Origin of the sequence: Paenisporosarcina sp., from assembly GCF_049671445.1 — a bacterium.
Lineage (GTDB): Bacteria > Bacillota > Bacilli > Bacillales_A > Planococcaceae > Paenisporosarcina.
The window spans coordinates 89,321-109,148 of sequence record NZ_JBATUX010000028.1 but is presented as its reverse complement, the minus strand read 5'-3'; the positions used below and the strand labels follow the sequence as shown (position 1 = coordinate 109,148).

Below are 19,828 nucleotides of genomic sequence, written 5' to 3'. Positions count from 1 at the left end.
CACCACGAAACTAAGCTAAACCATCATAGACCACTATTTTTAAAGATTTTTTTGCACTAATGATTCTTGTGATGTATTATTAGTACCAGGTAATAATAATTAGATTAACTAGGGGGATTTTTTCATGTCTTTGTCATTACAAGGAAAAACGTACGTCATTATGGGTGTAGCAAACAAACGTAGTATTGCTTGGGGGATTGCTCAGTCTTTAGATAAAGCTGGTGCAAGTATTATTTTCACGTATGCTGGGGAACGCTTTGAAAAATCAGTTCGCGATTTAGTGGCAACATTAGAAGGAAAACATGAATTAGTTCTTCCTTGTGACGTTACAAATGATGAAGACGTTGAGAAATGTTTTTCAACAATTGGGCAAGAAGTAGGAAAAATCGATGGCTTAGCTCATTGTATCGCATTTGCGAAAACAGAAGAGTTGGCGGGGAATTTCTCTGATACGTCTCGTGAAGGATTTTTACTTGCGCATAATATTAGTGCTTTCTCATTAACTGTCGTTGCTAAAGCAGCGAAACCACTAATGACTGAAGGTGGAAGTATTGTTACTTTAACTTACTTAGGTGGAGAAAAAGTCGTGCCTAACTATAATATTATGGGTGTAGCAAAAGCTTCTTTAGAAATGTCAGTTCGTTACTTAGCTGCAGATTTAGGAAAACACAACATTCGAGTGAATGCGATTTCAGCAGGTCCGATTCGTACGTTGTCTTCTAAAGGTGTAAGTGACTTTAATAGTGTATTGAAAGAAATTGAAGAGCGTGCTCCACTTCGTCGAAATACAACACCAGAAGAGGTTGGCGATACGGCTTTATTCTTATTTAGTCAATTGTCTCGTGGAATTACTGGCGAAACAATACACTGCGATAGTGGTTTTCACATTTTGTAAACCAGCAGCATAAACTATCTCAAAAAGGGTGTGTATGTTTCAGTGGAAAATGATCCGCTCCTTTTTGTCCAAGGACCTCCGGTATATCGGCATATACCACAGGTTTCGTATTGGCAAGAAGAAAGTACTTCGATCTTCCCCGAGCCCGCTATAAAAGCAGTCGAAAAAGTAGTAGAAAAAGATCCTATTATGTGGAACCGATTGCGTTTTTTGAAGTCAGATTTTGCTAAACATGTTTACAAGCCATTATGTTTTTATCTACAAGATGGAGAAAAAGTATATGGTGTCGTAGAGGATTTACATCCAGACAGTGTGCAAATTAAATTAACAAATGGTGAAATTACTGCATTTGAAATTCAAGAGATTCAAGAAATTTGGTGGCGAGGAAAAATTCTTCCTACTAGAATGTAAATGAATGAAGAGACATCCATTAGTTCCAATGGATGTCTTTTTGTATGAAAAAAATTCTTCGATTTCATTAAAGAGGACACATACTTTCAGTGATCTAACAAAAACTATGAGTATTCAAAAAATCAAGCCCGACCTCCTATTTAAAGGAAGTCGGACTTATTAGACACTGCACGCTTGACGTGTTTATTTTTTATTCACAAACATCTAGAAATACGTCTGCTACACATTCAATGCCACAGAAGCAATTCAAGTCAACAGTAATACAGCTGCTAGAAAGTCGGAAATCGCGTACTTTACAAATTTTTCTTAAATCCAATTTAGTACCACAATCACTTAAAAGGTCAACTTCTTTGTGATGGTGATCCAATGGTTCTAATACACGAAGAGTTGCACAGCAACCATCGAATACGTCTTCTACACGGAAGAATACAGAGAAGCAGTCACAGTCACGACGGTCATTGTCGCGGAAAAAAGCTTTGAACGGTGTTCCATCTTTTGTCAATAACATGAATACACGAGTATCAGCTTGATGACGTGAAGGACTTACTAATCCACCTAGTGGTTCTAAGAAGCAATTCGTTGGACACACCGGACAGTCGTTGTCGACTACTGCATCTTGAATGTCTTTGATTGCACGGACTACGTCACAGATACAATGATCTTTCTTATCATTCCTAGTACCTAGAACAGATGAAGTTGATGATTCCAAGTTACGTCCACATCCCATTTTGTTTTCACCTCGCTATCTTTCAAAGTCTTTATACTGTATGTCGAATGTGTTCGAACAACAGGGCGCGTCAACCAATTCATACATAAACTTTTGCAAAAACACCATACTAGGATAAAAGGTGAGAAAATGATGAAAAAATTATGGATCATAAGCTTGATTTTATTTGGATTAACAGGTTGTTCAGAAGAATTTAAAGTATCTACTTATCATGTTGATGATGATCAGCAAGAGGTTGAGAAACTGGAAGAAGTCTTTACAGACAACAAAAATTTAAGTGAAGCAGCTGCAGTGTTTTTTGATCATCAACTAGTCGTGTCATTGCAAGTAGAACAAATGTCTAAATTTAAAAAGGAAAAAATAAAAAAATCAATTGAAAAAGAAGTGAAATCTTCGTTTCCTGATCATGATGTTTTTGTATCCAGTGATTTAAAAATTACGTGGGAATTAAAGAAAATTATTGAGGAACAACCAACGATGGATGAATTGAAAAAAGATTTAGATAAACTGCAGGCATTAGCAAAGGAGCAAACGTAATGGACGCTGAATCCTATCAACAAACCGTAGATCAATTAGCACCAAAACGTCCAGTCCTGAAAAACTGTTTGAAAGCTTTTCTGACAGGCGGAATTATTTGTGCAATTGGTCAAATCGTTTCATTTGTATACATGTACTTTTTTAATTTCACCGAACGAACTGCGAGTAATCCTTCGGTAGCAACAATGGTCTTTTTTGCGATGCTTCTAACGGGTTTTGGTATTTATAAAAAAATTGGGCAGTTCGGTGGTGCTGGTTCTGCAGTGCCAGTAACGGGTTTTGGTAATGCTGTGATCTCAGCAGCAATCGAGCATAAATCAGAAGGGTTTATTCTTGGTGTTGGTGTTAATATGTTTAAACTTGCTGGCCCAGTAATTGTGTACGGTGTATTTTCTGCATTTGTTGTAGCACTGATTAAAACGATACTAGTGAAAATGGGGGTAATCTCTTGGTGAAAAAATCGGGTACGTACCAATTCGCCTCTAAACCAAGTATTGTATCTACAGCAGTGTCAGTGGGACCTCTTGAAAAAGAAAGTCCATTCCATCCACATTTTGACGTAATTTATGAAGATGAACGAGTTGGACAAGAGACGAATGAAAAAGGTCATTCACAATTAATAGAAGATACGTGTAATATGGCTGTGATGAAAGGCGGATTTAAGCTTTCAGACATCGATTTATTCCTTGCTGGAGATTTGGTCAATGAAATGACACCTACTAATTTTGCTGCTCGTCAATTAGCGACTCCGTTTATGGGAATGTTTTCAGCTTGTGCAACGAGTGTTTCTTCTCTTATAACGGCAAGCTTTATTCTTGAGACAAAACTGATGGACAACATATTATTCGGAGCCGCAAGTCAGCATAACGCTGTTGAACGACAATTCCGCTATCCGATAGAATATGGAGCACAAAAACCTCCTACGGGACAATGGACAGTCACTGGTGGTGGGTACGGTATACTTTCTCATTATCAAAGTGGTAAACCATTTGTTCAGTCTGCCACAATTGGACAGGTTATGGATTGTGAATGTACAGATCCTTTAGATATGGGAAGTGCAATGGCACCAGCAGCGTTTGATACAATTCAAAAACACTTAGCCCAAAATAAAGGAACTTCCTACGATTTTGTCATGACAGGTGATTTAGGTAAGAATGGATTTTCTATCCTGCAGGAATTAATTAAATCAAGCGGAGTTTCTTCGTATTTAGTAGATAATTATCGTGATGCCGGGGCTGAATTTTATGGCAATAATGAGAAGTTCTTATCAGGAGCAAGTGGAGCAGGATGTTCAGCTTCCGTATATTTAGGGCCAATTTATGCCGAATTATTAAGCAAGCAATGGAAAAAAATATTACTCGTAGCTACAGGTGCTTTACTATCCCCATTATCATTTCAACAGGGTGAGACTATTCCGTGTATTGCCCATGCTGTTGAATTGTCGATGGATTGAGGTGACAATATGATCGTATCAGTAATTATTGCATTTGTTGTTGGAGGACTGATTTGTGTTATTGGACAACTTCTTTTTGATGTGGCGAAATTGACGCCGGCGCATACATTAAGTTTATTGGTTGTGAGTGGTTCCGTTCTAGATGGGTTTGGTTTATATGAACCCTTTATTGACTTTGCTGGAGCAGGTGCTACCATTCCCATTACTTCTTTTGGAAACTCTTTGACTCATGGTGCTATGCAAGAGGCTGAGAAGCATGGATTTATAGGCGTTTTAACAGGTATGTTTGAAGTAACTAGTTCAGGAATCAGTGCTGCCATTATTTTTGGAGTCATTGGTGCAATTATTTTTAAATCTAAAGGGAAAGTGTCCTGAGGAAAGTGCCCTTGTCTTTCGAACCTATTTGCATATTCTAGGTCGAATGGGAAGTTAGCAAATAGTATGGGCACTAGTTGTAATTTTTGTGATTATTATCGAACTCGTGAACCCTTTAAAGGGTCAACATTTGTCCTCATTGTCATACTATTTATCCTATTAAGCATTGTAGGTAGTAGGTTAGAGATAGGAGGAAAAACAAATGCACGATTCATTTTTTAAGAAAATCGAGCAAAAAACAGGTGTGTCTATGGATGAGGTTTTCACTTTAGCAAATGCGATACAATACGCTGATTTTTCTGATGAAAAACAAGTAAAAAAAATTGTACGAAAAGTTTCTAAAATCGCTAATAAACCAATTTCAAAAGATTTAGAAGAACAAATCGTTAAGTCAGTTGTTGAAAAAGGAAATAAGCTAAATCTAAACGAGATAGCTAATATGATGAATCAGAAAAACGAATAAAAAAAACACTTGTTCATTTTTGAACAAGTGTTTTTTAAAGATTATAGATTTTTTTGCATTGCGCGATGAGGAATACCAGCATCCATAAATTCAGGGGATGTAATTTGATATTGGAGTTTTTCATAGAATGGAACAGCATAAGATTGAGCGTATAATTTAACAGTAGTAAGTCCAGCTTCTCTTGCGTATGTCTCCATATTCTCCATCATCAAATTTCCTAAATGTTGCCCACGGTATTGTGGTAATATGCAAACGCGTTCCACCTTTGCAATGCCTGGTTCTGGTTCTCGAATGCGTCCAGCGCCGATAGGCATTTCGTCGTCATAAGCGACAAAATGTATTGCGGATTGATCATATTCATCTAATTCCAAATGAACAGGAACGTCTTGTTCCTCTACAAACACTTTTTGTCGAACATAAAAAGCATCTTCGCGTTCTTTTTCAGTTTCCACACGTTTAGCTGAAATCAAATTAGTTTTCAGCTCCATTCAAACGGAATGTTTCATAGACCGTCCATGAGCCATCTTCAAGTTGATATAGCAAGTGCAAACGATCGATTATTTCTTCGTGATCCACACCCGTCATTCTTAATTGTGCATAAATGTCATCATGTTCTCCAGAATCCATTTTTTGTGCAATCGTGATATGTGGGACGAATGCATATTCTGCTTTACTACCTAAACTTTCATGGTGCAAGTCTTGGTGTAATTTTAATAATTCTTCCGACTGAATGACTTTGAAGTATATTGCATTTGTAACAGGAGCGAACGAGCTAATACTTGTTGTTTGCAATTTAAATGGTTTATGTTGATTCGTTACTTTGCTAATGTTTTTTGCTAGCTCTTCAATTTCGCTATCATTTGCTTCAAAAACACCTTTAAGTGTCATGTGAGGAGTAATAAGCGCATAATGTGGGTCATAACGTTTTCGGTATGAGTTTGCCAAATCTTGTAGTTTTTTAGATGGGAATGCAACGACTCCATATTTCATCCTAAAAACCTCCTTCTTAGTTGTGTAAGTACATACTTTTATTATAGCAAATTTTATGGGTTTGGCTTTATTTAAACGATTAGAGACTGAAATTCATTTTAATCGCTCGCTTTAAATCCGGTTGCCAATGCTTCCAAGTATGGTCTCCTTCAAATTCGTCATAGAATAGCGAAAATCCTTTTTCTTGCATCAATGAATTTAATTGACGATTAGGATTTAAGAAATTTTCTATTTTGCCATTTGTCGTTTTAACTTTATCTTCACCCGTTCCGATTACGTGATATACCGAGAAAGAGTGCGGTGTCCGAATGTTCTCTACTTGAGATAATACTTCTTCATTCACCATTGGAGAGTGTAATAGTACTTTCCCAAATATATTTGGATATTTAACAGCAGCTAATAGTGAAACAGTGGCTGCTAGAGAATCACCAATTAATGCTCTACCCATACCAATTTGATATGTAGGGTATGTTTCATCTAAATAGGGAACAAGTTCATGTGCAAGAAAACGCAAATAAGCAGCATGATGTTCACCTGATGGGTGATATTTTTTGTTTCGATCTTCTACGCTCTTATAAGGAATTCCTACAATAATCATATTTTCGATTTCTTTATTTTCAAGTAGTTCATCTGCAACCCGGGAAATCCGACCTAATTGGAAATAATCTTTTCCATCATTTGCAATTAATACTGTATATTTATAAAGTGGTGAATAGTTTGCTGGTATATAAATCAGCAGTTGCATATCTTCTTGTAAGGCGTCACTGAATAGTGTGACGTCTTGAATTGTACCCTTAGACATAGGTCAGGACCTCCTCCAAATCTTGCTACAGAAATTGTACCATAATGCAGGTAGAAGGTATAATTATGAATAACAACATCTTGTATTGAATGAAACGGAGATGACATCATGGATAACAAAGGAATAAGAGTTCACTCGCAACAAGTTTTGGACGCTACCAAATCCGCATTAAAACGACGCGGCGTTTCGATTGAAGAAATAGCGAAAATCGTTTTAGAAATGCAACTAGCATACAATATAGGTCTTACAATAGAACATTGTATCGAGTCAGTGGAAAGTGTTTTAAAAAAGAGAGAAATGCAACATGCCATTTTAGTAGGAATTGAGCTTGATGAATTAGCTGAGAAAAAAATGTTATCTGCACCTTTACAGCAAATCGTTGAAGCTGATGAAGGGTTGTTTGGGGTGGATGAAACAATCGCGTTAGGTTCTGTGTTTACTTACGGTAGTATTGCAGTCACAACGTTCGGACACTTAGATAAAAATAAAATTGGCATTATAAAAAAATTAGATACAAAAATTGGCGATGGAGTTCATACATTTTTAGATGATTTGGTCGCAAGCATCGCTGCATGTGCTTCTTCACGTATTGCACATCGAACACGAGATTTAGAAGAGCATAATGAAACATTTGCGGATATTGACCCAGAAGAGACAGCACCTGAGTCAAAAGTTGAGGGTGCTACGACTTAAATATATGACAAAAAAAGACATCTGACTTTCCAGATATGTTAACAATTGTATGATTATTCATGCTAGAATAATAATTGTACAAACAAACATATATTAGGGGAGGCTATTCTATGAAGAAAAAGAAATTGGGTATATTAGCAGCACTTGGCTTATCTGCGACGTTAATTTTAAGCGCATGTAATGCTGGTGGTGGAGATGAAGAGTACAAATTTTTGAGTATTGTAACAGGTGGTACAACAGGTACTTACTACACACTTGGTGGAACAATTGCTCAAATTATTTCAGATGAAGTTGAAGTAGAAACAACTGCTGAAGTATCTCAAGCATCAGCTGCAAATATGACTGCTCTAAAAGATGGTAAAGCGGAAATTGCTTTTGTGCAAACAGATATCGCTTATTATGCTACAGCTGGAGAGTTTATGTTTGAAGGGGATGCGATTGATTCAATTGCTGCTATTGGAGCTCTTTATCCTGAAACCATTCAATTAGTGACAACTGCTAAAGCAGGAATTGCTTCGTACGAAGATTTAAAAGGGAAAAAAGTATCTGTAGGTGCACCTGGATCAGGAACATTTGCTAATGCTGAACAATTATTAGAAATCCATGGCATGACAATGGATGATATTGAAGCACAAAACTTAGATTTTGCTGAGTCACAAGAAAGTTTACAATCAGGTCAAATCGATGCTGCTTTCATCACATCTGGTACACCAACTGGAGCTGTAGAAGCTTTAAGTGCAACTACTGATGTTGTAATAGTTCCTGTTGAAGATGCAAAAGCAAATGAACTTATCGAGAAGTATCCATATTATGCAAAAGAAACAATACCTGTAGACACTTATAAGTCAACAGTTGAAGTTCCAACTGTGTCCGTTCTTGCTATGTTAGCTGTTAGCAAAGACCTTCCAGAAGATTTAGTATATGATATTACAAAAGCAATTTATGAAAATACAGATAAAATCCAACATCCTAAAGGTGCATTTATTAAAGCTGAAACAGCTTTAGATGGAATCGATATCGATGTTCACCCAGGTGCACAGAAGTATTTTGATGAAGTTAAATAAAAGCATCTAAATAAGAAGCTACACAATGGCGATGGGGCATTCTGCTCCATCGTTGTTCTACTTTGCTCTAAAAGAAGGGTTTGTCAAAAATCAGTAAAAGAAAATACATAGCTACTTAATATTTTGATATATAGCGGTGTTTCGTCTAAAAGTAAGGGGTCAGGTATTTGAAAAAAAGGACAATCATATATTCGCTTTTCCTAGTAATGAGTGTAATTCTCATAATGTCCCTAATCCCATATAGATGGAGTTTTGTATTCTTCGAGCAACGCACCACAAATCCAGTTGCCTATCTTCCTCTTGAAAACGAACAGTTTTTTCAAATCCGCTATACGCATTCCATTCATTTATCGGATGTCATAGAGACCTATAAAGTTACAAAGAAACATGAAATCCAACTTTCTTCCCTAGAATATGAAGATTTTGCAATCGGCATGCCATCTGGAGCAGGAAAAGGTGAGAACTTTGTCGAAAAAGATGGGAAGTATTACATTACAAATATGTCGCAAATTATGCCTTCATTTAATATGCATATTGGTGACGTTGATCGTGAGTTAGTTTTTGGGTATTTAGAACAAGAACATCATTTAAAAAATCATCTAACTAGAGGCGAGACGTATACTTTTCAGGTTGCGCGTTTGTCTCTTGTTGACCAACTGAGAGGAGCTAAGCTTCGTGAGTGATAAACTAACCCCAGAAGAACAACAGGAACACCATGAGAAGTTTGAGCAATTGACAGATGAAGAACAACGACAAATTTTAGAAAAATATGATCCTGAATCTAATACACGAGACCTAAAAGGCTCTATGTTGAAAGTCGTATTCTATGGTTTGTTAGCCTTTTCTTTATTCCAACTGTATACTGCTATTTTTGGACAGTACACAGCTTATTTACAACGTTCCATTCACCTAGGATTTGCATTATCCCTAATTTTTCTGCTTTTCCCTGCGGTTAAAAAAGCAGCGATAAAGAAACGAAATAAAATTCCTTTCTACGATTATATACTCTCTATTCTCTCTATTGGGGTTGGTTTGTATTGGCCAATCATGGCCAAAGAATTATACTTCCGTGTAGGAAACGTAACGACCATGGATTTGATTGTCGGTATTCTAGCTGTGCTATTAACACTTGAAGCGACAAGACGAGCTGTAGGACTACCAATCACTATTATCGCATCGACGTTTTTGGCATATGCATTTTTCGGTCCATATTTCCCAGGTTTTTTGGCACATCGAGGACAAGATTTAGAAAGTGTTATTCAATTAATGTTCTTTACCACAGATGGGATTTTAGGTACTCCTCTTAGTGTATCTGCCACTTTCATTTTCGTCTTCTTGCTCTTTGGAGCATTCTTAGTTAAGACGGGTGTTGGTCAATACTTTAATGACCTAGCCGTATCATTTGCAGGTCATCTTATCGGGGGACCAGCAAAAGTAGCTATTTTCTCTAGTGCACTTCAAGGAACAATTTCAGGGAGTTCTGTAGCAAATGTTGTTACATCAGGTTCATATACAATACCTATGATGAAAAAACTTGGCTATAAAAAGGAATTTGCTGGTGGAGTTGAAGCAGCTGCATCAACTGGTGGACAAATTATGCCACCTATAATGGGTGCCGCAGCATTCTTAATGGTTGAATTCATCGGAGGTATTGAATACTGGGATATTGCAAAAGCTGCAGCTATTCCAGCACTGTTGTATTTCACTGGGATTTGGATAATGACTCATTTCGAAGCAAAACGTGTAGGTTTACGTGGATTGTCTAAAGAAGAAATGCCGAATCGAAAAGAAGTATTGAAGAAAATATATTTATTGCTTCCTATAGTAGGGATCATTGTTTTCTTACTTATCGGTATTCCAACAATGCAAGCTGCACTGTGGGGGATTGTTTTAACGATTCTAGTAAGCTCATTTAATAAAGAAACACGACTAAACTTTAAAGATATGGTTGAGGCACTAGTTGACGGTGCTCGGACAGCACTTGCTGTAGCAGCCGCAACTGCAGCAGCAGGAATTATTGTTGGTGTTGTTGTAAAGACAGGCCTAGGATTAAGTTTAGCGAATGGATTAGTAACTGCTTCTGGTGGGAACGTCTTATTAACATTATTCTTTACAATGTTAGCAGCTATTGTTTTAGGAATGGGGTCTCCAACAACTGCCAATTACGTAATTACTTCTACTATTGCTGCTCCTGCAATTATTACGTTATTAATGCTTGATTTACCAGATGGTGCAGCAGTACCTATGGCTATAGCCTTATCTGCACATTTATTTGTTTTCTATTTTGGAATTATTGCCGATATTACTCCACCAGTAGCATTAGCTGCATTTGCAGCAGCGGGTGTATCAGGTGGTGACCCAATTAAAACAGGATTTGTTTCAGCCAAACTTGCAATAGCGGCTTTTATCATTCCATACATGTTCGTGTTATCACCTGAACTACTTATGATTGATACAACTATTCCACAATTACTTTGGGTATTAGTAACCGCTATTTCCGGTATGATTTCGATTGGTGCAGGTATGATTGGATATTGGTATCGAGATATGAAATGGTATGAACGTATTTTAGCGGTCATCGCTGGTTTACTTCTTATTTATCCAGAAGGCTTGTCAGATACAATTGGCTTGGTTACCTTCGCAGCATTATTCGCTATTCAATATTACACACGCGATAAGAGCCACGATAAGAAAAAATCAATTCCTGCTGTATAAAACTTATGTATAACTACTAGATCGCAATGGAGATAACCTCCATTGCGATTTTTTTATTTAAGGTTTGAAGTAATGGTTATTCCGACATACTTAAGTGAAAAGCTCAATTTATTCATTACATGTCTATGGACAAGCATATGCTGAATAAACTGTAAAAGACACTTTGCGAAAGGGTGATCCATTTGGAAGACCGATTAATAGAAAGTTTAGGGCAGTATTTTGTATATCATAAAATTAGAGAACGTTATGGACTGACGTTTGAACAATTTATTGAGAAGTGGGAGCGGGGCGTATGGAAAGCATAGTGGTTTCCAGTCCACCAACATCATCTTTTAATGGATGATGTTTTTTTGTGATTAAAGTCAAATATATAATTACCCATGCAGGTATAAGTTGAACTGCTAGTCAACTTCGAAATTACCATGTTAAGATAGAACGAACGTAGGCAATAAATGTCTACTTCAGGAACTTCTTCTAAAGTTAAAAACATTCCTAGGAGGTTGAGAACATGTTTGATTATACGGTTGAAACTGATAAGAATATGGATGAAGCAATTAAGGATTTAGAAACAACTTTAAAGGAAGAAAAATTTGGTGTTTTGTGGACGTTTGATATTAAAGAGAAGCTTCAAGAAAAAGGCCTAGAATTTGAAAAAGAATTTAGAGTGCTGGAAGTTTGTAATCCAGGTGAAGCCCAAAAAGTCTTGAATGAAAATGAGATGGCAGGATATTTTTTGCCTTGTAAAATTGTTGTTTACGAAAAAAATGGAAAAACCAAAATTGGAATGCCTAAACCAACATCATTGATTAGTATGTTACATGATGATAAGTTGGAGCAGTTTGCTAAAGATATCGAAGATCGATTAATTGAATGTATCAATAAAAGTGTAGTGTCATAAGAGCTTATTGTTTAATACTTATATAAGTATGTTGGCTTAACTTTTATCAATTAAACGGTTAAGCCAACGTATTTACGAATAATTGGTGTAGACTTGTCATAATGTAAACGGATAAACATGTTAAGGGTTGACTTCTTTTTTTTTATCTAGTAATATACCCATGGGGGTAATAATTATTGTTATCCCGTAATAATTGATTGGAGGAATATAAAATGAATGTAGATAAAATTTTAGATGCAAAAGGGTTAGCTTGTCCAATGCCAATCGTAAAAACTAGAAAAGCGATGAACGAATTAGAGAATGGTCAAATATTAGAAATTCATACAACAGATAAAGGTGCTAAAAATGACTTAACTGCTTGGGCTAAATCTGGTGGTCATGAATTATTGAAATACGACGAAGAAGAAGGCAATGTATTTAAATTCTGGATCCAAAAAGGTTAATTTAAACTTAAGTCAACATTTTCATGCAAGAAAAATATTTTTTATATAGGAGATATTAAATGTCTGAACAAAAAAGAACGACAATTATTTTATTCAGTGGGGATTATGATAAAGTGATGGCCGCTTATATTATTGCAAATGGAGCAGCAGCGTATGATCATGAAGTTACAATCTTCCATACGTTTTGGGGATTAAATGCCTTACGTAAAGACGAAACGATTGAAGTGAAAAAAACGTTTATGGAAAAAATGTTTGGTAAAATGATGCCAAGAGGCGCAGATAAAATGGGTCTTTCAAAAATGAATTTTGCTGGATTTGGTCCAAAAATGATTAAAGAAGTTATGAAAAAGCATAATGCAATGACTGTACCTCAATTAATTGAAATGGCTCAAGAACAAGACATTAAATTAGTAGCTTGTACGATGACAATGGATTTATTGGGACTAAGTCAAGCTGAACTTTTAGATAACATTGAATACGCAGGAGTTGCTGCTTATTTAGCAGATGCTCAAGAAGGTAACGTCAACTTATTTATATAGATTAATGAATTTTTTTAGAAATTAGCAATACCAATATGTAATTACATTTAATTATAGGGGGATTATCAATTGAAAACTATGACTGCAAAAGAAGTAGAATTAGCAATAGCTGAGGGCACACATTTAAATATTCTTGATGTACGTGAAGTGGGAGAAGTGGCAGCTGGGAAAATTCCTGGAGCAATTAATATCCCTTTAGGATTACTTGAATTCCGTATGAACGAATTAGACAAGTCAAAAGAATATATTATGGTTTGTCTTTCTGGTGGTAGAAGTGGAAGTGCTTCTCAATTCCTAGAAAGTCATGGTTATAATGTCATTAACATGGCTGGTGGAATGTATAACTGGGAAGGTAATGTAGAATAATATTTTTTTCATCAATTGAATACCCTGCGAGGTATTAAGGGAGAGATTATTAAATGAATGATATTAAGGTAAATGTAATTTTAGATGCAAAAGGTTTAGCATGTCCGATGCCTATCGTGAAAACAAAAAAGGCAATGAATGGATTAGAAGCTGGTCAGGTTTTAGAAGTCTTAGCTACAGATAAAGGATCAAAAGCTGATCTTAAAGCGTGGGCTGGAAGTACAGGACATCAATATCTTGGTACGCTTGAAAAAGGCGAAGTGCTAAAACATTATTTAAGAAAGTCTTCTGGTGCAGATACAGTTGAAAGAAAGCATCCTAACGTGGTATCGAATGAAGAACTTGATCAGAAGTTAAAAGAAACGAATGACTTAGTTATCTTGGATGTTAGAGAATCTGCAGAATATGCATTTGACCACATTCCGAATGCTATTTCTATTCCTTTAGACGAATTAGAAAGTCGTTTGAATGAATTAAACAAAGAAGATGCACTATTTGTTATCTGCCGTACTGGAAACAGAAGTGATCTCGCTTCTCAAAAATTAGCCGAAAATTGCTTTACGAATGTGATGAACGTCGTACCAGGTATGAGTCAATGGACTGGCGAAACGAAAAGCATTAACAACTAATAATTTATAAAAATTAGGAGGAAAACAAAATGACAAACAAAGTAGCAATTATCGCAAGTAACGGTGGATTATTCGATGCATATAAAGTATTTAATATTGCAACAGCAGCAGCTGCAACTGATAAAGAGGTAGCTATTTTCTTCACATTTGAAGGACTTAACTTAATTCATAATGAAGCATATCAACAACTTCCAATCCCTGCAGGAAAAGAATATTTCGTAGAAGGTTTTGCTAAAGAAAATGTTCCTGCTATTCCTGAATTAGTAGCAATGGCTCAAGACCTTGGTGTTAAATTTATCGGGTGCCAAATGACAATGGATGTTATGGGATTAGATAAAGAAGCTTTTGTTGACGGAATCGATGTAGGTGGAGCAGTTACATTCTTGGAATTCGCTAAAGATGCTGACGTAACACTAACATTTTAATTTTTTGATAAATTAAATACCGTAGGGGGTACAAAGGTAATGACTGTTAATAGTATGAGTGCTAAAGAAGTAACTAAAAAAGTAATCAATAAAGAACCATTTTTTATTTTAGATGTACGTAACGAAAGCGATTTTCAAGATTGGAAAATTGAAGGAAAAAACTTCGACTACTTGAATATCCCATATTTCGATTTGCTTGATGGTGTTGAAGAAATCATGAAAGATTTACCTTCTGATAAAGAAATTCTAGTTGTTTGTGCAAAAGAAGGGTCTTCAATAATGATTGCAGAAATGCTTTCTGATGAGGGACTTTCAGTTTCTTATTTACAAGGTGGTATGAAAGCTTGGAGTGAACATTTAGAACCTATCAAAGTAGGAGACATTGGTAAAGATGGCGCAATCTATCAATTCGTTCGCATTGGTAAAGGATGTCTATCGTACATGGTTATCTCAAATGGTGAAGCTGCAGTTATTGATTCGACTAGGATGTCTGATGTTTACCTTGAGTTTGCAGAAAGCCAAGGCGCAAAAATTACACATGTATTTGATACACATCTACATGCAGATCATATTTCTGGTGGTCGCATAATCGCTCAGCAAACGAACGCGACATATTGGTTGCCTCCAAAAGATGCAACAGAAGTAATTTTTGAATATCAAGCTTTAGAAAATGGCAATGATGTTAAGATTGGTAACACAATGATTAACATTCATGCTTTATACTCTCCAGGACATACAATTGGGTCGACTTCTTTTGTTATCGATGAAAAATTCTTGCTATCAGGTGATATTTTATTTATTGACTCCATCGGACGACCTGACTTAGCTGGTATGGCAGAAGACTGGGTTCTTGACCTTAGAGAAAGTTTGTATACGAAATTCCGTGAATTATCGGATGAGCTTCAAGTCCTTCCAGCTCACTTTATGATTATTGATGAATTAAACGAAGATGGTAGCGTTCATGCAAAACTAGGTACATTGTTCGCGAATAATCACGGATTAAATATTCAAGACGAAGATACATTTAGAAAATTAGTAACAGAAAATTTACCACCACAACCTAATGCTTATCAAGAAATTCGTCAAACAAATATGGGGATCATTACTCCAGATGAAGAGCAACAACGTGAAATGGAAATTGGACCGAATCGCTGTGCGGTGCGTTAAGAAGGTTTTAGTACAAAAATAATATATAAGGAGGGATACAATGGATTTTGGATTTATTATTACCATTTTCTTAATCGGTTTTATTGGATCATATGTTTCAGGAATGCTTGGAATCGGTGGTTCAATTATCAAATATCCAATGCTTTTATATATTCCACCTTTGTTTGGAATTGCCGCATTTAGTGCTCATGAGGTAGCGGGTATTAGTGCAGTTCAAGTTTTCTTTGCAACAATCGGTGGGGTATGGGTATATCGCAAAGGAGGATATCTTAACAAATCCTTAATTATTTATATGGGAACAAGTATTTTAATTGGTAGCTTTATCGGAGGTTTTGGTTCGAAATTAATGAGTGAAAACGGCATTAATTTCACCTATGGTATTTTAGCAGCAACTGCGGCAATTATGATGTTTATTCCTAAAAAAGGAATCGACGATATTCCTCATGATCAAGTGAAATTTAATAAATGGTTAGCGGCAATCCTTTCCCTAATCGTGGGTGTTGGAGCGGGTATTGTTGGAGCCGCGGGTGCATTTTTATTAGTGCCAATCATGCTTGTTGTATTAAAAATACCAACTCGTATGACAATTGCTTCTTCTCTCGCCATTACTTTTATTTCATCAATTGGCGCAACTGTCGGTAAGATTACTACTGGACAAGTCGATTACTACCCAGCGGCTATTATGGTAGTAGCAAGTCTTATTGCTTCGCCACTTGGTGCAATGGCTGGTAAAAAAATGAATACAAAAATATTGCAAATTATTTTAGCTATCTTAATATCTGCAACTGCTATTAAAATCTGGATAGATATTTTATAATACTCGGTCTTTATTTACGCAATTTCAATTTTGAGGATTGAAAGAAGGGTTTGTATGGCGAACAAGAAGTTCATTTATTTTGTGTCGTTAAGTTCAAACGCAGCCTATGTAATTAAGCAGTCGCTTGAAATGGTAAAGCAGCAACACGAAGTGGCAATATTTTTTGATCTTGATGGAGCGAGAGTGTTAGATCAACGTTATTTTAACAATAGGAATAGTGCTCATGACCTTGATTTAGGTAGACTTCTCCAATCGGCATTAGCATCAGGAATTAAATTATATGGTTGCCAAATGAATATTTTAATTGCAGATGGCTTACAGCTCATTGAGGGAGCCGAACTTGCGGGAGTTGTCACCTTTTTAGAATTAGCTTATGCTGCAGATGCCGTAATCAGTTATTAAGGGAGATCGTGAAATCATGAATACAAAAAAAGTGGTTGTACTAGCACTTCATGACGAATTAGAATCAGCCTATCCTCCATTAAATATCGCTGTAGGTGCCGCCTCTTCCGGAGCTGATGTAATCCTAGCGTTTTCACGAAAAGGTGTGAACATCTTAGATAAACTGTACATTCCTATTCCATCAGCTGGAATTGAATATCTTTCATCTGCGATTAGTGATTTTAATGCGCCTAGTATTAATGAATTGCTGGAAATTGCAGTTGAGATGGGTGTGCAATTATATGTTGTTGATTTAGACATTAAAGACAGCACTGATTTGCGTTATCCTGCCGAGCAAGTGCCGATAAAATGGATTTTAAATGAAGCCGTCACTGCAGACCTTTTTGTGCATTTTTGAATGAGTGAATATAAAAACAAAACCAACATAAACTGTTGGTTTTGTTTTTTTTTTGTTTTTCTTGTTGGCTTTTCCATATGTTTTGGATACTATGAGCGGATATGTGTCGCCTATCAGCGGTTTTCGCAATTCTGTGGGCGGATGCGTGTCGACTATCAGCGGTTTTCGCATGTCTATGAGCGGATATGAGTCGACTATCAGCGGTTTTCGTAATTCAATGAGCGAATACGTATCGTCTATCAGATGTTTTCGCAATTCTATGAGCGAATACGTATCGCCTATCCGATGTTTTCGCAATTCTATGAGCAGTTCCTTCCATTTCTAAATTCGATTTCATTTCGTCTATGAAACGGATCTTAGATGTTTTACTGTTGGGAGGGGGGATGAGCGTATCAATGGAGATGTAGGTTCTCGTTACCATTATATGTTATAATACAATTTGTTTTATAACTTAGAAAACGTAATTGAGGAGAAATTAGAGATGCAATATTTCAAAAAAATCGCACTTATAACTTTTAAACAAATAGATTATTTCTTATTAGTCTTATTACTATTATTTAAAGTGTATTACTTTGGGAAGTTGATTGATACGGTATTTATTACATTGCCGCCTTTAGAATATTTAATGGAATTTTTTAAATGGATATTTGGTTCTTCATCGAGTGTTCAACTTACTGAAGGATTAGTAATGATCAGTTTAGGAACCATTTTGCTTGCCACATTTTGGGTTTTGTTTTTGCCAACAAGACAAAGATTACTTGCAATGGTACTACTTAATTTAGTTCTTTCTTTTGTTATATTAGCTGATGCTGTTTATTATCGATATTTTAATGACATAATTTCAGTTACGGTACTAATGCAATTAAAACAGATTGGTGATGTTGGTCAAAGTATTTCTGCCCTCTTTAACTGGACAGATATATTGTTTATATTAGACGTCCTAATAACACTACCAGTCGTAATTTATTATTATATTAAAACTCGCAACAAAAAAAATAAGGTTACATCGAACGTTTATGCGAAAATTGTACTAGGAATTGTAGTATTTGTTATTGGTTTTCAACTTACGTTTATCCCCTTTAATAAATCAATGGAAAATGGTGGGGCATTTCAGTTTAACAAACTTATCTCAAACATGAGGGTTTATAACTTTACAGGGTTGCTTGGTTTCCATGGAGCCAATTCGTTTCGTTATATTAATGATAATTTTATAAATAAAAAGGTTTATACTGAAGAGGAAATTCTAGCAGCACAAGAATGGTTAACTGATACGGAAAGAGCTTCGGGACAACCTGAAATGTTTGGTATTGCAAAGAAGAAAAATGTAATTGTTCTTCAAGTAGAAGCACTGCAAAATTTCGTTATTAACAAAGAAATTAATAATCAAGAAATTACCCCTTATATGAATAAACTAGCAAATGAAGAGATTTACTTTACAAATTTCTATGAACAAACGGCTTTGGGACGTACTTCTGATGCTGAATTTCTATTGAATACGTCCTTATATCCTACGGCAAGTGGATCTGCATATATGCTTTATTCCGAAAATCAGTTCGATTCATTGCCGATGAATTTAAAAAATAATGGATATTCTACGAATGTATTTCATGCGTATAATCCTAGCTTCTGGAATAGGTATATCATTTACAAACAGTTTGGAATTGATGAGTTTTATAGTGTGGATGATTTTGAGGATGCCGAAGCTATTGGTTGGTCAATTAATGATGAATCGATGTTAATGCAATCTTTAGATAAAATTAAAGCAATGGAAGAACCGTTCTATTCACACTTGATTACATTAAGCAGTCATCATCCATTTGAAATTCCAGAAAAATATCAAACACTTAACTTAGAAGGATACACCTCATATTCAGACCGACATTTCAGGAATTATATTCATTCAATTCATTACGTCGATCAAGCGATTGGGAAATTTATTGAAGAAATGAAACGATCTGGGTTATGGGATGAAACAGTTGTATTGATCTATGGTGATCATAATACCGGATTTATGGATGAGGGAAATACATTTGCACAATTTTCTGGTGCTGATAATGCATTAGCATTACAAGAAGGTGATAAGAGTATTCCATTGTTTGTTCACATTCCTGGCGAAGAAAATTCACAGGTAATAAATCATGTGGCTGGTCAGATTGATTTAGGGCCAACGATATTGGATCTTGTTGGTATTCCAACAACTAATAAGTACATGTTGGGTGAGAACATATTTGTTAATAAAGACCGCCAAGTAACTTATAGAGATGGATCATTTGTAACAAATGATCTTTTATACGATGCGACACCTGATGGAATATACGATAACGGGAAATGTTATAATAGAGAATCAAGGCAAGTAACAGATACAAGTCTCTGTAAATCTAGCCATGAACTCGGAATCAAAGAACTGAGAATGTCAGATAATATTTTAGATGGAAATCTTATTTTGGAAATCTTAAACTTAGAGAAATAATGGCAAAGATGAAGTTTATTTGTGAAATTCACATGAATCAATCTAACATGTATTGAATCTATGAATACTTAAAGAGTAGGTTAATAACCTACTCTTTTTTGTCGCTGATTATTAGGATTTCCTTAACAAATCAACTAATTAAGGAAGATA

The 19,828-nt window shown here is 35.8% G+C and carries 27 protein-coding genes; 23 read left to right on the top strand and 4 right to left on the bottom strand.

Translation table 11 applies throughout. The features are described from left to right. The first annotated feature begins 124 nt into the window (after positions 1–124). Entirely contained in the window at positions 125–895 is a 771-nt protein-coding gene (fabI, locus tag WBG45_RS04760; protein WP_024535263.1) for an enoyl-ACP reductase FabI, read from the top strand. A gap of 42 nt (positions 896–937) precedes the next feature. Continuing rightward, complete coding sequence (locus WBG45_RS04755) at positions 938–1,306, top strand: hypothetical protein (protein ID WP_424412635.1); 369 nt, start codon at positions 938–940, stop codon at positions 1,304–1,306. Between the two features lie 190 nt (positions 1,307–1,496). On the opposite strand, the gene WBG45_RS04750 is transcribed toward WBG45_RS04755, so the two are convergent. After that, the gene (locus WBG45_RS04750) at positions 1,497–2,033 is read right to left on the bottom strand and encodes a CotY/CotZ family spore coat protein (protein WP_424412634.1); all 537 of its coding nucleotides are present in this window, start codon (positions 2,031–2,033) and stop codon (positions 1,497–1,499) included. Between the two features lie 132 nt (positions 2,034–2,165). Between WBG45_RS04750 and WBG45_RS04745 the strand changes: the two genes are divergently transcribed. From WBG45_RS04745 to WBG45_RS04720, 6 genes are all read left to right on the top strand, one after another. Then, on the top strand, positions 2,166–2,570 hold the full coding sequence (locus WBG45_RS04745; RefSeq protein WP_424412633.1) for a YhcN/YlaJ family sporulation lipoprotein: 405 nt from the start codon (positions 2,166–2,168) through the stop codon (positions 2,568–2,570). Further along, the gene (gene spoVAC, locus WBG45_RS04740) at positions 2,570–3,025 is read left to right on the top strand and encodes a stage V sporulation protein AC (protein ID WP_424412632.1); all 456 of its coding nucleotides are present in this window, start codon (positions 2,570–2,572) and stop codon (positions 3,023–3,025) included. The genes WBG45_RS04745 and spoVAC overlap by 1 nt, the downstream gene beginning before the upstream one ends. Next, complete coding sequence (locus tag WBG45_RS04735) at positions 3,019–4,023, top strand: stage V sporulation protein AD (protein ID WP_424412631.1); 1,005 nt, start codon at positions 3,019–3,021, stop codon at positions 4,021–4,023. Before spoVAC ends, WBG45_RS04735 begins: the two co-directional genes overlap by 7 nt. Positions 4,024–4,032: 9 nt before the next feature. After that, on the top strand, positions 4,033–4,398 hold the full coding sequence (gene spoVAE / locus WBG45_RS04730) for a stage V sporulation protein AE (protein WP_424412630.1): 366 nt from the start codon (positions 4,033–4,035) through the stop codon (positions 4,396–4,398). Between the two features lie 66 nt (positions 4,399–4,464). Then, a complete protein-coding gene (locus WBG45_RS04725; protein ID WP_424412629.1) occupies positions 4,465–4,620 on the top strand; it encodes a YjcZ family sporulation protein in 156 nt (51 codons plus the stop codon). Beyond that, on the top strand, positions 4,601–4,861 hold the full coding sequence (locus tag WBG45_RS04720; protein WP_424412628.1) for a stage VI sporulation protein F: 261 nt from the start codon (positions 4,601–4,603) through the stop codon (positions 4,859–4,861). The genes WBG45_RS04725 and WBG45_RS04720 overlap by 20 nt, the downstream gene beginning before the upstream one ends. 41 nt (positions 4,862–4,902) lie before the next feature. On the opposite strand, the gene WBG45_RS04715 is transcribed toward WBG45_RS04720, so the two are convergent. The 3 genes from WBG45_RS04715 to WBG45_RS04705 all read right to left on the bottom strand — a co-directional run bounded on the left by WBG45_RS04715 (position 4,903) and on the right by WBG45_RS04705 (position 6,653). Next, positions 4,903–5,331, bottom strand: coding sequence for a GNAT family N-acetyltransferase (locus WBG45_RS04715; protein WP_424412627.1), 429 nt, complete (start codon positions 5,329–5,331; stop codon positions 4,903–4,905). Between the two features lies 1 nt (position 5,332). After that, positions 5,333–5,851: a YjcG family protein gene (locus WBG45_RS04710; RefSeq protein WP_424412626.1), complete on the bottom strand. Its 519-nt coding sequence runs from the start codon at positions 5,849–5,851 to the stop codon at positions 5,333–5,335. A 79-nt stretch (positions 5,852–5,930) separates the two neighbouring features. After that, complete coding sequence (locus tag WBG45_RS04705; RefSeq protein WP_424412625.1) at positions 5,931–6,653, bottom strand: alpha/beta hydrolase; 723 nt, start codon at positions 6,651–6,653, stop codon at positions 5,931–5,933. 108 nt (positions 6,654–6,761) lie between these two features. On the opposite strand from WBG45_RS04705, the gene WBG45_RS04700 reads away from it, so the two are divergent. The 15 genes from WBG45_RS04700 to WBG45_RS04630 all read left to right on the top strand — a co-directional run bounded on the left by WBG45_RS04700 (position 6,762) and on the right by WBG45_RS04630 (position 19,678). Then, entirely contained in the window at positions 6,762–7,346 is a 585-nt protein-coding gene (locus tag WBG45_RS04700) for a phosphatidylglycerophosphatase A family protein (RefSeq protein WP_424412624.1), read from the top strand. Positions 7,347–7,456: 110 nt separating this feature from the next. Next, entirely contained in the window at positions 7,457–8,410 is a 954-nt protein-coding gene (locus WBG45_RS04695) for a TAXI family TRAP transporter solute-binding subunit (RefSeq protein ID WP_424412623.1), read from the top strand. Positions 8,411–8,577: 167 nt separating this feature from the next. Then, positions 8,578–9,093, top strand: coding sequence for a DUF1850 domain-containing protein (locus WBG45_RS04690; protein ID WP_424412622.1), 516 nt, complete (start codon positions 8,578–8,580; stop codon positions 9,091–9,093). Continuing rightward, positions 9,086–11,125, top strand: coding sequence for a TRAP transporter permease (locus WBG45_RS04685; RefSeq protein WP_424412621.1), 2,040 nt, complete (start codon positions 9,086–9,088; stop codon positions 11,123–11,125). Before WBG45_RS04690 ends, WBG45_RS04685 begins: the two co-directional genes overlap by 8 nt. Positions 11,126–11,633: 508 nt before the next feature. Beyond that, positions 11,634–12,023 (top strand): DUF302 domain-containing protein, encoded by a 390-nt coding sequence (locus tag WBG45_RS04680; protein ID WP_424412620.1) that lies wholly within the window; start codon positions 11,634–11,636, stop codon positions 12,021–12,023. A 212-nt stretch (positions 12,024–12,235) separates the two neighbouring features. After that, entirely contained in the window at positions 12,236–12,466 is a 231-nt protein-coding gene (locus tag WBG45_RS04675) for a sulfurtransferase TusA family protein (protein WP_424412619.1), read from the top strand. 59 nt (positions 12,467–12,525) lie between these two features. Then, a complete protein-coding gene (locus WBG45_RS04670) occupies positions 12,526–13,005 on the top strand; it encodes a DsrE/DsrF/DrsH-like family protein (protein WP_024535247.1) in 480 nt (159 codons plus the stop codon). Between the two features lie 69 nt (positions 13,006–13,074). Continuing rightward, complete coding sequence (locus WBG45_RS04665; RefSeq protein WP_424412618.1) at positions 13,075–13,371, top strand: rhodanese-like domain-containing protein; 297 nt, start codon at positions 13,075–13,077, stop codon at positions 13,369–13,371. A 53-nt stretch (positions 13,372–13,424) separates the two neighbouring features. Next, a complete protein-coding gene (locus tag WBG45_RS04660) occupies positions 13,425–14,000 on the top strand; it encodes a sulfurtransferase TusA family protein (RefSeq protein ID WP_424412617.1) in 576 nt (191 codons plus the stop codon). A 29-nt stretch (positions 14,001–14,029) separates the two neighbouring features. Continuing rightward, a complete protein-coding gene (locus WBG45_RS04655) occupies positions 14,030–14,425 on the top strand; it encodes a DsrE/DsrF/DrsH-like family protein (protein WP_424412616.1) in 396 nt (131 codons plus the stop codon). A 39-nt stretch (positions 14,426–14,464) separates the two neighbouring features. Beyond that, the gene (locus WBG45_RS04650) at positions 14,465–15,592 is read left to right on the top strand and encodes an MBL fold metallo-hydrolase (protein WP_424412615.1); all 1,128 of its coding nucleotides are present in this window, start codon (positions 14,465–14,467) and stop codon (positions 15,590–15,592) included. Between the two features lie 40 nt (positions 15,593–15,632). Beyond that, the gene (locus WBG45_RS04645) at positions 15,633–16,409 is read left to right on the top strand and encodes a sulfite exporter TauE/SafE family protein (protein ID WP_424412614.1); all 777 of its coding nucleotides are present in this window, start codon (positions 15,633–15,635) and stop codon (positions 16,407–16,409) included. A 54-nt stretch (positions 16,410–16,463) separates the two neighbouring features. Then, positions 16,464–16,811: a sulfur reductase DrsE gene (locus tag WBG45_RS04640; protein WP_424412613.1), complete on the top strand. Its 348-nt coding sequence runs from the start codon at positions 16,464–16,466 to the stop codon at positions 16,809–16,811. Positions 16,812–16,827: 16 nt separating this feature from the next. Then, entirely contained in the window at positions 16,828–17,208 is a 381-nt protein-coding gene (locus WBG45_RS04635) for a peroxiredoxin family protein (RefSeq protein WP_424412612.1), read from the top strand. A gap of 481 nt (positions 17,209–17,689) precedes the next feature. After that, positions 17,690–19,678, top strand: a complete 1,989-nt coding sequence (locus tag WBG45_RS04630) for an LTA synthase family protein (protein ID WP_424412611.1) — start codon at positions 17,690–17,692, stop codon at positions 19,676–19,678. Positions 19,679–19,828 lie beyond the last annotated feature (150 nt).

Bases quoted from the DNA above. Each gene is read 5' to 3' on its own strand.
- spoVAC (WP_424412632.1), top strand. From the start codon at position 2,570: ATGGACGCTGAATCCTATCAACAAACCGTAGATCAATTAGCACCAAAA.
- WBG45_RS04705 (WP_424412625.1), bottom strand. From the start codon at position 6,653: ATGTCTAAGGGTACAATTCAAGACGTCACACTATTCAGTGACGCCTTA.
- WBG45_RS04650 (WP_424412615.1), top strand. From the start codon at position 14,465: ATGACTGTTAATAGTATGAGTGCTAAAGAAGTAACTAAAAAAGTAATC.
- spoVAE (WP_424412630.1), top strand. From the start codon at position 4,033: ATGATCGTATCAGTAATTATTGCATTTGTTGTTGGAGGACTGATTTGT.
- WBG45_RS04675 (WP_424412619.1), top strand. From the start codon at position 12,236: ATGAATGTAGATAAAATTTTAGATGCAAAAGGGTTAGCTTGTCCAATG.
- WBG45_RS04655 (WP_424412616.1), top strand. From the start codon at position 14,030: ATGACAAACAAAGTAGCAATTATCGCAAGTAACGGTGGATTATTCGAT.
- WBG45_RS04725 (WP_424412629.1), top strand. From the start codon at position 4,465: ATGGGCACTAGTTGTAATTTTTGTGATTATTATCGAACTCGTGAACCC.
- WBG45_RS04630 (WP_424412611.1), top strand. From the start codon at position 17,690: ATGCAATATTTCAAAAAAATCGCACTTATAACTTTTAAACAAATAGAT.
- WBG45_RS04710 (WP_424412626.1), bottom strand. From the start codon at position 5,851: ATGAAATATGGAGTCGTTGCATTCCCATCTAAAAAACTACAAGATTTG.
- WBG45_RS04745 (WP_424412633.1), top strand. From the start codon at position 2,166: ATGAAAAAATTATGGATCATAAGCTTGATTTTATTTGGATTAACAGGT.
- WBG45_RS04695 (WP_424412623.1), top strand. From the start codon at position 7,457: ATGAAGAAAAAGAAATTGGGTATATTAGCAGCACTTGGCTTATCTGCG.
- WBG45_RS04660 (WP_424412617.1), top strand. From the start codon at position 13,425: ATGAATGATATTAAGGTAAATGTAATTTTAGATGCAAAAGGTTTAGCA.
- WBG45_RS04750 (WP_424412634.1), bottom strand. From the start codon at position 2,033: ATGGGATGTGGACGTAACTTGGAATCATCAACTTCATCTGTTCTAGGT.
- WBG45_RS04635 (WP_424412612.1), top strand. From the start codon at position 16,828: ATGAATACAAAAAAAGTGGTTGTACTAGCACTTCATGACGAATTAGAA.
- WBG45_RS04640 (WP_424412613.1), top strand. From the start codon at position 16,464: ATGGCGAACAAGAAGTTCATTTATTTTGTGTCGTTAAGTTCAAACGCA.
- WBG45_RS04645 (WP_424412614.1), top strand. From the start codon at position 15,633: ATGGATTTTGGATTTATTATTACCATTTTCTTAATCGGTTTTATTGGA.
- WBG45_RS04720 (WP_424412628.1), top strand. From the start codon at position 4,601: ATGCACGATTCATTTTTTAAGAAAATCGAGCAAAAAACAGGTGTGTCT.
- WBG45_RS04680 (WP_424412620.1), top strand. From the start codon at position 11,634: ATGTTTGATTATACGGTTGAAACTGATAAGAATATGGATGAAGCAATT.
- WBG45_RS04700 (WP_424412624.1), top strand. From the start codon at position 6,762: ATGGATAACAAAGGAATAAGAGTTCACTCGCAACAAGTTTTGGACGCT.
- fabI (WP_024535263.1), top strand. From the start codon at position 125: ATGTCTTTGTCATTACAAGGAAAAACGTACGTCATTATGGGTGTAGCA.
- WBG45_RS04670 (WP_024535247.1), top strand. From the start codon at position 12,526: ATGTCTGAACAAAAAAGAACGACAATTATTTTATTCAGTGGGGATTAT.